The 11102-nt window shown below is 35.1% G+C and carries 11 protein-coding genes; all 11 read right to left on the bottom strand.

What is annotated here, in order from left to right; all coding sequences use genetic code 11:
- Positions 1-64: 64 nt before the first annotated feature.
- The 11 genes from ACAX20_RS09325 to ACAX20_RS09375 all read right to left on the bottom strand — a co-directional run bounded on the left by ACAX20_RS09325 (position 65) and on the right by ACAX20_RS09375 (position 10924).
- Positions 65-526 carry a GDP-mannose mannosyl hydrolase gene (locus tag ACAX20_RS09325; RefSeq protein ID WP_371185683.1) on the bottom strand — a complete coding sequence of 154 codons (462 nt, stop codon included), beginning with the start codon at positions 524-526 and terminating at the stop codon, positions 65-67.
- Between the two features lie 13 nt (positions 527-539).
- Positions 540-1502 carry a GDP-L-fucose synthase family protein gene (locus ACAX20_RS09330; protein ID WP_371185684.1) on the bottom strand — a complete coding sequence of 321 codons (963 nt, stop codon included), beginning with the start codon at positions 1500-1502 and terminating at the stop codon, positions 540-542.
- A 1-nt stretch (position 1503) separates the two neighbouring features.
- Entirely contained in the window at positions 1504-2631 is a 1128-nt protein-coding gene (gene gmd, locus ACAX20_RS09335; RefSeq protein WP_371185686.1) for a GDP-mannose 4,6-dehydratase, read from the bottom strand.
- Positions 2628-3740: a glycosyltransferase family 4 protein gene (locus ACAX20_RS09340; RefSeq protein ID WP_371185687.1), complete on the bottom strand. Its 1113-nt coding sequence runs from the start codon at positions 3738-3740 to the stop codon at positions 2628-2630. Before ACAX20_RS09340 ends, gmd begins: the two co-directional genes overlap by 4 nt.
- The gene (locus ACAX20_RS09345) at positions 3730-4251 is read right to left on the bottom strand and encodes a hypothetical protein (protein WP_371185689.1); all 522 of its coding nucleotides are present in this window, start codon (positions 4249-4251) and stop codon (positions 3730-3732) included. Before ACAX20_RS09345 ends, ACAX20_RS09340 begins: the two co-directional genes overlap by 11 nt.
- Before the next feature lie 277 nt (positions 4252-4528).
- Positions 4529-5422, bottom strand: coding sequence for a glycosyltransferase family 2 protein (locus ACAX20_RS09350; protein ID WP_371185691.1), 894 nt, complete (start codon positions 5420-5422; stop codon positions 4529-4531).
- A complete protein-coding gene (locus ACAX20_RS09355; protein WP_371185693.1) occupies positions 5398-6645 on the bottom strand; it encodes a hypothetical protein in 1248 nt (415 codons plus the stop codon). The genes ACAX20_RS09350 and ACAX20_RS09355 overlap by 25 nt, the downstream gene beginning before the upstream one ends.
- A complete protein-coding gene (locus tag ACAX20_RS09360; RefSeq protein ID WP_371185695.1) occupies positions 6632-7735 on the bottom strand; it encodes a hypothetical protein in 1104 nt (367 codons plus the stop codon). Before ACAX20_RS09360 ends, ACAX20_RS09355 begins: the two co-directional genes overlap by 14 nt.
- 70 nt (positions 7736-7805) lie before the next feature.
- Positions 7806-8570 carry a glycosyltransferase family 2 protein gene (locus tag ACAX20_RS09365; protein ID WP_371185697.1) on the bottom strand — a complete coding sequence of 255 codons (765 nt, stop codon included), beginning with the start codon at positions 8568-8570 and terminating at the stop codon, positions 7806-7808.
- Positions 8560-9672 (bottom strand): glycosyltransferase, encoded by a 1113-nt coding sequence (locus ACAX20_RS09370; RefSeq protein WP_371185698.1) that lies wholly within the window; start codon positions 9670-9672, stop codon positions 8560-8562. Before ACAX20_RS09370 ends, ACAX20_RS09365 begins: the two co-directional genes overlap by 11 nt.
- Positions 9620-10924, bottom strand: a complete 1305-nt coding sequence (locus ACAX20_RS09375) for a lipopolysaccharide biosynthesis protein (protein ID WP_371185699.1) — start codon at positions 10922-10924, stop codon at positions 9620-9622. The genes ACAX20_RS09370 and ACAX20_RS09375 overlap by 53 nt, the downstream gene beginning before the upstream one ends.
- Positions 10925-11102 lie beyond the last annotated feature (178 nt).

Here is an 11102-nt window from a genome sequence, read left to right on the forward strand (position 1 = left end):
ACGATAAGTTGAAGTTTTCGATTAGCTCAACCTATCTTGTGTACGCTTCTTGCTTTATTTTTTGCTAATAGCTGGCTTTATTGAAATACCATTTGCTATGACAGTGTACTGACTCATCGGCTAACAATGTTTCGACGTCGAACCATTTATAGTTACTGTGCTGTGAAGTAGGTAAGGCATCGACTTTGATATCTACTTCAATTTCGTATGCCAGTACCACGTAGTGGGTACTTATTCCTTCACCAAAAACATAGTCATCGTAAAAATGGTCATATACACCTAACGACTTAGCTTGTGACATTGTCATATCAACACCTAATTCAGCTTTTACTAGGCGTGAAAATGCAGTGTCGACTCGCTCGCCTTTTAAAATTCTACCACCAGGTACAAACCAAAAGCCGCAAGCTGGGCGGTTGGTTCGGTAGCCTAAAAGGCATTGACCCTGCTTACTTTTAATAACAAGATCAATGCTTACTAACGGCGTACTTTCAATAACGGTGGAGAAAACATCTTTTGGTAAAAACATTTTCTCGCCTTAGTTATTTGCGGTAGTTATCTTGGTTTGATAAAAACCAATCATAAGTGGTTGCTAAGCCATCACGCAGTGAAATTTTGGCCTCATAACCTAGTTCACGTAAGCGAGAAACATCCATTAATTTGCGAGGCGTACCATCAGGTTTTGTGGTATCAAATACCAATTCACCTTCAAAGCCAATCACATCGGCTAACGTTTCGGCCAACTCACGAATAGTACAATCAATGCCAGTACCAACATTAATGTGCGACATCATTGGCGATGTATGTTGTTCGTACTGTGCTTTATCAAGCTCTAATACATGAATTGATGCTGCAGCCATATCGTCTACATGCAAAAATTCGCGCATTGGCTTACCAGTACCCCAAACAACAACTTGCTTATCGCCACGTAATTTGGCTTCATGGAAACGACGCATCATGGCCGGAATAACATGTGAGTTTTCTGGATGAAAGTTATCGTTCTCACCATATAAATTCGTCGGCATAACTGAACGGTAATCAACACCATATTGACGATTGTAGCTTTCGCATAACTTAATACCGGCAATTTTAGCAATAGCGTACGGCTCGTTAGTTGGCTCTAAATAGCCTTTTAACAGCTCTTCTTCAACCATTGGTTGCGCAGCAAGCTTAGGGTAAATACACGATGAGCCCAAAAAGCACAGCTTTTTCACTCCCGCTAAAAATGCTTGATGAATAATATTCGCCTCAATCATCAAGTTTTCGTAAATGAACTCAGCAGGATACGTATTATTAGCGTGAATACCACCAACTTTAGCCGCTGCTAAATATACTTGATCGATATTCTCTGTAGCAAAAAACTCAGCGACGGCTTGTTGCGACGTTAGATCTAGCTCACTACGAGTACGAGTGATGATTTCATAACCACCTTTTGCTTGAAGGTTACGAACAATCGCCGAGCCAACCATACCACGATGGCCTGCAACGAATACTCTTATAGCCATATTAGTTTTCTACCGCGATAGCAACATCGTGACCATGTGCTTTTAATAAAGCGTGACGTCGTGCTTTATCAAGGTCAGCATTAACCATTTCTGCACACATTTCTTCAACGGTGATCTCTGGTACCCAGCCAAGTTTTTCTTTCGCTTTGGTTGGATCGCCAAGTAGTGTTTCTACTTCTGCTGGACGGTAGTAACGAGGATCAACACGGACAATAACATCACCAACATTTAATGCGGTTACTTTATCACCAGTGATAGCAGCAACAGTTGCAATTTCTTGCTCGCCTTCACCACTAAATTCAAGTTCTATACCTAATTCTTTAGCAGATAAACGAACAAACTCGCGTACTGAAATTTGCTTACCAGTAGCAATAACGAAATCTTCAGCTACGTCTTGCTGAAGCATCATCCACTGCATACGTACATAATCTTTAGCATGTCCCCAGTCACGTAATGCATCCATGTTACCCAGATATAAACACGGCTCTAAACCTTGAGAAATGTTCGCCAATGCGCGAGTAATTTTACGAGTAACGAATGTTTCGCCACGGCGCGGTGATTCGTGGTTAAACAAAATACCGTTACACGCGTACATACCGTATGCTTCACGGTAGTTTACTGTAATCCAGTAAGCGTACATTTTTGCCACAGCATAAGGAGAGCGTGGGTGGAACGGCGTCGTTTCTTTTTGCGGTATTTCTTGCACTAAACCGTATAGTTCAGAGGTAGAAGCTTGGTAAAAGCGAGTTTTCTTTTCTAGCCCTAAAAAGCGAATAGCTTCCAGTAAGCGTAGTGTACCGATTGCATCAACATCAGCCGTGTATTCTGGTGATTCAAACGATACTGCAACATGCGACTGTGCACCTAGATTGTATACTTCGTCTGGTTGCACTTCTTTTAAAATGCGAGTTAAGTTAGACGTATCTGTTAAATCACCGTAATGTAGGAAAAGATTAGGATTGTTTTCGTGACGATCTTGATAAATGTGATCAACACGTTCGGTGTTAAAAGAAGAAGCACGACGCTTAATGCCATGAACTTCGTAACCTTTTTCTAATAAAAGTTCAGCTAAATATGAGCCGTCTTGACCTGTTATACCAGTAATTAAAGCGACTTTACTACTTGTCATTTTTCATCCTTAATGAAATTAATAAATCTCTTGGCCATATCATTTGTGTTAAAGCTCTGAGATACAGTCTGATATGCATTTTGAGCATATATTTTTAAAGTTTTCTTATCATTCATACAATGCTTGATATTCTGGGTCAACGAAGTAACATCCCCTTCGGAGAATGTTAAGCCATTAACTCCAGGAGAGAATGCCCCGATTTCAGGCATGTGATTATATCGATTATCATGAAGAATTGCAGGCAACCCCAATGCAAACGCATGAATTAAACTTAAACCAACAGCGCCAGGGTAAACAAAAATATGGCAGCCTTCTAATACAGCTGAAATCTCACTTTCATTCCACATTTCTCCATAACAAATTAAATTTAAGCTTTCTGCTAATGGATGTTTTTTTACAATATCATCTCGATTAAAGTTACCTATTATATGTACATTTACATTGGATTTTGCATTGCTATCCAAACCAATAACTGCCTGAATCAAATGATCAAATTTTGACTTTTCTGTATTACGTCCAATAAACGCTATATTTAAGCCATCATCATCATCATACTTACTGAAATTGATCTTCAATTTTGCTCTAATAGCTTCGATATCTAAACCATTATTCAATGCCACTACAGGTTTATTTATCAATCCTTTGGTTAATTTAATTTCTTCATCAGTATAAAGAATAATATTAAAAAAGTTCATCAACCTAAATCGAATCATGCTACCTAATCTTGAGCTAGTAGAGGACCATGCATGTCCCCACCAATAAATATCAGCACCCCGTAATTTGGCAATTAAACTTACAATTAAACTACTAATAAATCGTGGGTTTCCGTTTATTACTAATGCATCACCTTTGGTTAATTTTAATTTAGTGATTTCTATTACTAAACTTTGCCAGAAGAAAACTCCAAATAACGAGGTCAAATTAACTTTACGATACACTATGGAATTGTCGATGGTCCGCATTGATTTGACACCTGAATTATCTACAGGTGAGCAAAATATAGAAATATTAAACGTATCATTTAACTTTACAAGACTATTAATAAAGCCTTTTCGATATCTACCTAGTGCTGGCTGCACAATAACAAGCTTACGTTTTTTATTTGCCATATCTGCTTCTTAACATCTCTTTATGATTTTCCATTTGTTTGTCGTTGAATCTTCGTTTAATGACTCTAGCAGGATTTCCAGCGACTATTGAATATTCAGGTACATCATTTATAACAACAGAACCTGCTGCGACTATAGATCCTTCGCCGATTGTTACACCGCCAAGAATTGTTGACCCATAGCCAATCCATACGTCATCTTTAATGACTATTAACTCAGATCTAGCGCGAGGCCCTTCGAAAATTGTTTGTTCTGGTACATCATAAGTATGTTCACCTCTGTTTATAAGGCCACACCTTGGCGCTATTAACACATCATTACCAATTTCTAAATCACTAATAATTAACGTGCCAGAGTTGATTCCGATATTGTCGCCAAGCTTAACTTTTTTATTAGGTGAAAATATTTCGACATTCCATTGTACATGCACATTATTTCCATAAGAGACGTAAGAGTGGCGTAAATTAAAATTAAGTATATTTCTAACAGAATTAAGGAAAGTTTTTAACATATGAATCTCTTAATTTTGAACATCAAAATTGCTACTTGAATGTTCAACAGACAGTATATTCCAATTTACTTAACCTAAGTAGTTGGATGACTACAGGCTTCTTCAATATTATGGATACCATCAATTCCAGGTTTTGTAAGCACGTTCGCTCTGATTGCAGTAGTCAAGTTGAGTTGACCACGGCTCTATAATAGTTTTAAAAAATTTTTTAAGCGCCATTGAAGTTCCCCCTTAAAATAGACGGCTTCAATGAGAGTTTGCTTAAATTCCATCGAGGTTATTTGGTTGTATGTGTGGCTTTGTATTGCCTAAAGTTTCGATTATTAAGAAAAGACTTCACAGTAAAAAGGATTGGCTGCTTTTGCGATAAACCTTCAAGAATCTTCTCTGTTAATTTAATTAAACCGAATCCCGAATAGGCCTTTAAATAATGCAGCAATGGAAGCTGTAACCGATTTAATCCCGCAGATTTCAAAATATTATTAAAACGGCACATTGCTACAAACCTTGCATCTAATATAGTCGTACTCTTTTGCTTTGTTAACGAATTTAAAGAATCCACGACACAATATACAGAAGCTAAGTCAGCCATCACCGAACGTGCCTTAAGACCAACCTGTAGCGAAAAGTTTATATCGTTTGAAGCAATAATTTCATCAAAACGAATATTATACTGAACTACCAGGTCACGAGATATCATTTTACTCCACGGAACGAAGTAATAATACCTAAGCAAATCTGAATTCGAACGAACAAAGTTTTCAACTAACATTTTGTAATACAGGTGTCGTGTAGAGCTTTTTAAAGAGCCCTCAAACATACTAATTGGAGAGAAATAAACAACGTCGGCTTTGCAATCAATATAACTGTCAAATATTTTAAACGCATTTTCTAGAAAATAATCATCTGCATCTGCAAACAACAAAAATTTACCCTCACTGCGGTCAACACCGATATTGCGGCAACATCCAGCCCCTTTATTATGTGTATTATTTTCTAATAAAACTATATGTTCTCTGCTATTAGCAATCTCTGAATTAAAGGTCGTACATTTATCATTGACAATAATAATCTGGATATCTTCACGTTCAGGAATACTATTTATTAATCTATAAATAGATTTTTCTGCCTTATAATATGGAATAATTACTGAATAGTTGTACTTGTACATTTCTGTGCTTTCTCATAACAGACTACTATCAAAGCTAATATAAAATTAGCTATAAATGCCATTTTTCCTAACTCCATCATTGGAGTACTCATTTGAGTAATAGGAAGGGTTGATCCCCATGTAATGGCAAGCCACCCTATGAATGAGTGTTTCGATTTATTTCGTATTAACTTAACACCAAATATAACAAGGCATATCGACAACGCCATAAAATTTAAAAGCCCGAGCAATCCGTATCGATATAAATATAATGCTATCCAACTTTCAAAAGATTTATAAGGAGTTAGACCAACACCAAACAGACCACCATTCTCATTAACCATTGAAAGTGATTCATTTATTTGCCCTAATCTAGCTGACAGAGTCAATGATTGAGAACTACTGTATATCAATGTTTCGGCCTGTTTAACCGATATTAAGCTATATTGACGTAAGTAATCAAATATATTATCCATATTTAAGATAAATAAGAATATTGAGCATATAACTCCGAAGGATAGAATTATCCCCCTTTTACCAGTTGAAAACATAATGATAACTGCGAGAGATAAAACCATGGATAATATCATAGTCTTACTTTGAGTAAGTGCAACAAGTGCTAGACCTAACAATAAAACGATAAGATCTAATAACTTCGTATCTCGTTTCGCTTTCTTGAAGTTTACCAATATAACGAGAGTGAGACTATAAAAGACAAAGCCTGCATAATAGGATGTACCAAAAAAAGCGGTTCCTATACCAACAAGATTAAGTCTACTTTCCCGTTTATACAGAAAATGAATTATAGATTCAAATTGTTGAGCGAAAAAGACCTCTGCAATAACATATATAAAAGAGACGGATATTATTATTCTGACTAATCGAACAATTTTGTATAGCTCATAATTCTGGATCAAAGCACATAAACATATGAAACTCATACATAGCAACGTTGGTCGTAGAAACGAAAAAATTGTTGATGTGCTAATAGATCCACTATAAATATCAGTCAAAAGAGACGGGATTAATAAAATTTGGCTAGCCGAATAATACAGAAAAACTATAGAATATAGGCGGTTAGCCTTAAAATGATTATACGTAAACAGAACAATCAAAGCCCCTGTTAAAATAACAAAGTTTACATGTACTTGCGATGCTTCAAATATTCTTGGAAAAAGTGGAAAAAAGAACACTATCGCAAAAAAAAATGAGAAGTAAAATCCCTTTAAACTATTGGTTTTCATCTATTATTAACTTTAAATTTTCTATCTCGAGAATTCTAACCAACTCATATAATCTAGCTTCTGATGTATGAACATCCTGTGACACACGATTATTGAACCCATCAGGACCTTTCGTTATTTTAAAATGATCAACTAGCATCTCATTAACAATTTCAGAATCGAAGCCATTACTTAATAATGCAAATCCATTTTCAAAAGCAGGAGGGTTGTAGGCATAAGAATAATTGGATTTAAGTAAAGCGTCCTTAAAATTTTCAGTTAAAACAACCCTCAACATGCGGTCATAAATTTTGCTCTTATAAAAAGAATGCTCACGATAGCGCTGTTTTAGTAGTTCATAGGCATACAAATTGAAACCATGGTAACCAGCAGACTTTAGAAATAACGATTTACGTTGTTTCGCATTTGACATGCTAGAAACGCAAAAATCCAATATTGATTTAAAGCCTTTCGTCTTTTCAACTTGAAAGCTAGTTATAGGTGAATTATGGAAAAGAACCCCGCAAGAGTATAACGTTGGTTTACAAGCTACCTGTTCAAAAAACCTATCACACATAGAGAGAGCCTTAGGAGTTTTAGATAATAAGCTCCCTACAGCAGCAAACCACAACTGGTGATTAAACGTGTTATCGAAAGGTAACCTACTCCCATCTACTCCGAGTCTATACCAAATTGCACGATCGTAATCAAAATCATGCATCAAAAAAACATCCTCAGCAAGAAGGTATAGAGTTTCATCGCCCAATATATCATAAGCATATAATAAAGCTTCAATGACCCATGCTTGTCCCATTAGACCATTACAAAAATCTTTTTCCTTTTTCAAACGGCAATGAAAAGACGCTGACATTGGACGGGCAATTTGTGAGCTTAAAAATTTGATTGCTTTACTTGCGGCGCCTCTGTATTTTTCTTCACCTGTTCGAGCATATAAACAACAGAAAATAATTAACCAATGGGAAGTGTTTCTGACAGACGTTTCTTTATCAAAGTAAGGTCCATTGTGACCGGGATATATACCGTCTAATTCATCAAAATTGAGTTGTTTAGAAGCAGCTTTTATTAAAATTTTTTCGAGTTCAATAATCATGTTTATTATAGAGTTAAAGGGACGTTAATTTAAAACTGGAGCTAATATTAATTTGTACTAGCTTTTAATTTCACTTCAAAATACCTATGTACTTTAAAAGCCCATATATGTATTTTTTAGCTACGTATCCTATGTGCTTTATTCTATTTGAGAAAGAGCTGATATGAGATAATCCTATTAAAATATGCTCAATATTTTTTTTAGTATGGAATTTAATGCTATCTGAGACACCTCCAATTCTCATATTGGTGGTTACAATATCTGAATAGACTATTTTGGCGCCGGCATTAGTCGCCCTCGAAATAAAATCATAATCCGCACTGATTTTATACTTTGTATTAAACATACCTACAGTATCGTAAATTCCTCTTTTTACGAATACTGACGGATGACTAATCGCTGAACTCATTGGGGATAATGGAGGCATTTCACTTCTAAGTACCTTTTCAAATAGTCTCCCATCGTTGTAGACTTTTTGAGTCGTTGCAGCTACAACATCAGCATCACTTTCAAATAATTCATTAATCGCAGTTAAAGCACCTGGTTCAAAATAATCATCGGCATTTAAAATTGCTACAATATCACCATTCGCTGCGCATATACCTTTATTCATCCCATCGTATATCCCATTATCCGGCTCGGAAATAACTTTTAAATCTTTAAATTGGTTTGCATATTGATTGACTATCTCCAGAGATCTATCTGTAGATTTTCCGTCAACAAAAATCATCTGTAAATTTTCATAATCTTGCTTCAAAATACTCGAGATCGTGTCTTCTAATGTATCTTGTGCATTGTAAAATGTGGTAATAACCGATATTGACTTATGTTTCACTTTCGATCCTTTTGATTATATCCAAGAACTTACCAATGAAGTTTTCGTTGCTAAATGTTTTATTTGCTAATTCGCTGATACGATTCGAACATTCGAAAATGAAATTTTCTTCATTGTCATAGGTACTTAGAATAAGTCTTCCGATATCACGAGGCTGAATCGAATCAACTATTAGGCTACCCTCAAAAATTGTACCAACATTCTTACCAACTACTGGAATCAGCCCAGCTTTCATTGTTGTTATCACTGATGTAGGCACAGCTTCTGAACAAGACAATAAAAAACTATAATTACATAGGTTAATTAATTTTGAAAAGGTTTCGCTATTAACGTTTATGCGACCATAAATTTTTACGTTCTTAGGTATACGCATCAACTTATGTATATCCTTATACTCAGCTCCACATACGTGTAAAGTCCAATCTGGATATTCCTCTATAGCATCTATCAGTAAATCTAACCCCTTATGAATTACTCCCCTAGAACCAAACCAAAGGATATGTTTACAGGGTTGAAAAGACTTTTTCTCAACCGCTACTGGTATTCCGATTGGAAATAGATAGTCAGCTTTGCAGTTATAAAGTTCGTTTAGACTCTGTTTGTGCATTTCACCAAGACATATAACAAAATCAGAAATTGCAATATCATTATCAACATAATATGAATGACTGCGTTCGATACCGACCTTCTTCTTATGGCGATCATAGAAATACCTACACCTTTCGAGTTCTGCAGAGTATGATATTTCCGGAGGGGCTTCTGTTAAATATAAAATTCTTTTACCAGTATGCGTTAAGTTAGAGCGTCTAAAGTATTCACCAAATCCAAATATCAAATCATATTTTAAAGTGGTTTCATTATAGCTAGCGCGACAATCAACCACATCAACACAATAACCCAATTTAATAAATGCACTAACTATTAACTGGCACTCTTTTCGATTTGAAACAAAGTTGAAGTCTTTGAATTCTCGCAAAAAACCATCAGACAAATAAGACACTAAGACTCTTGGCTGATCTAGTTCTCCGTTCCACCCCAAGTTATATATACTAAGCGGTTCTTTTCGCAAGAATCGATTTTTTATTATTTCTATTACTTTCAATTTTTAGTTCTCTATACAAGTGGAACGTCAAAGGTATTGCTCCCAAAAGAAGGTGAGCGACTGCTGTCGCAACTGATGTTCCATAGGTACCTAAAGCATTCATTAGTATTACTGACAGAATTGCATTAAAAATTACATTAGCAATTCCATAATTAATTTGGACAGCTAAATGATTCATCGAATTTAAAAATGGAATAATTAAGGAGGTATAAACAACAACAAGCAATTGAAGTGCTAATGCGAAATAAATATTACTACTTATTTCAATATCCATGAATCTTGAAACAAATTCAGGAACTATGAATGAAAGAATTAGTGCTGCAATAATACCGTAAGCAATTGCAATAAATAACGCTTTATTCAACAAGTTTATAATATCTTTGAACCTAAAATTAGCATGTAATTTAGTGATAAAAGGCCATAAGCTACCTGAAAAAACGGAGAATCCAAACAATAAAAAAGTATAAAATCGCAATACTATATTGTACTCTGCCGAATTTTCGGCGCCTAAGATTACAGTAACTAAGAATGTATCGGATCCAAAACCAGCAAACTGAATAATAGTTAGAACGAGAAAACCCTTAGCTACTCTATCAAAGTTTTCGACAACTAATCCACCATTCTTAGAGTGAGCTTTACGAAAATTTTCTAAATTTTTAAATGCGAAAAATATAATAACCATAAGTTGAGGTAAGCCATAAACTAGAAAATAGAAAACCTCGCTTTGAAAATTAAAGAATAATGACGTAGCAGTAAAAAAGATAGTCACTAAACTAATTAAAAATGATATCTTGTTCGCAATTTGAGGATGCTGGACTCCCCTGTAAAAGTCTAATATTGTATTTACCTGAACAATAAAAAAGGAACTAACTAAAAATATAATTACTAAGCTAGAAATTCCGAAATCATAAACTGAGTCTACTACAAGGTAAAATATCAAAATACCTAATACCGTAACAAACGACCATTTTGAAATAAATTTAGCACTAGAGAAGTAAACAAGGTATTTTTCGTAATTACTTTTTAAGTCGTCTAATTTGCCTAGCTTATTTTGCATCGACTTAGACACACCAAAACTAGACAAGGAAATAAAAGATGTGAGACTCACCAGAGTTACTAAAATACCAAACTCTTCCTTTCCAAAATTTTCGAGCATTAAAGGTATAAATAATATTTGACTGAGCGACGTCGATATCTTAGCAAGTAAGCCATATACACCACTAGATAATACTCTTTTAATCAAGAAAGTCATAATATGCCTCAAGATGAATAAATTTAGGCTGTAGCGCTATAAATACAAACGCTGAATAGACTACCTACAGCCTTTTTAGGGTAATTGTATTCAAAATGGAATTTAGTAAAGCTTACATCTATTAAAAATAATACCATCTTCGAAAACTACCTCAATACAATTAAGTAGAGTCACTATT

Source organism: Thalassotalea sp. Sam97 (genome assembly GCF_041379765.1).
GTDB lineage: Bacteria > Pseudomonadota > Gammaproteobacteria > Enterobacterales > Alteromonadaceae > Thalassotalea_A > Thalassotalea_A maritima.

Excerpts from the sequence above, each read along its gene's own strand:
- ACAX20_RS09325 (WP_371185683.1), bottom strand. The coding sequence starts at position 526 with ATGTTTTTACCAAAAGATGTTTTCTCCACCGTTATTGAAAGTACGCCG.
- ACAX20_RS09330 (WP_371185684.1), bottom strand. The coding sequence starts at position 1,502 with ATGGCTATAAGAGTATTCGTTGCAGGCCATCGTGGTATGGTTGGCTCG.
- gmd (WP_371185686.1), bottom strand. The coding sequence starts at position 2,631 with ATGACAAGTAGTAAAGTCGCTTTAATTACTGGTATAACAGGTCAAGAC.
- ACAX20_RS09340 (WP_371185687.1), bottom strand. The coding sequence starts at position 3,740 with ATGGCAAATAAAAAACGTAAGCTTGTTATTGTGCAGCCAGCACTAGGT.
- ACAX20_RS09345 (WP_371185689.1), bottom strand. The coding sequence starts at position 4,251 with ATGTTAAAAACTTTCCTTAATTCTGTTAGAAATATACTTAATTTTAAT.
- ACAX20_RS09350 (WP_371185691.1), bottom strand. The coding sequence starts at position 5,422 with ATGTACAAGTACAACTATTCAGTAATTATTCCATATTATAAGGCAGAA.
- ACAX20_RS09355 (WP_371185693.1), bottom strand. The coding sequence starts at position 6,645 with ATGAAAACCAATAGTTTAAAGGGATTTTACTTCTCATTTTTTTTTGCG.
- ACAX20_RS09360 (WP_371185695.1), bottom strand. The coding sequence starts at position 7,735 with ATGATTATTGAACTCGAAAAAATTTTAATAAAAGCTGCTTCTAAACAA.
- ACAX20_RS09375 (WP_371185699.1), bottom strand. The coding sequence starts at position 10,924 with ATGACTTTCTTGATTAAAAGAGTATTATCTAGTGGTGTATATGGCTTA.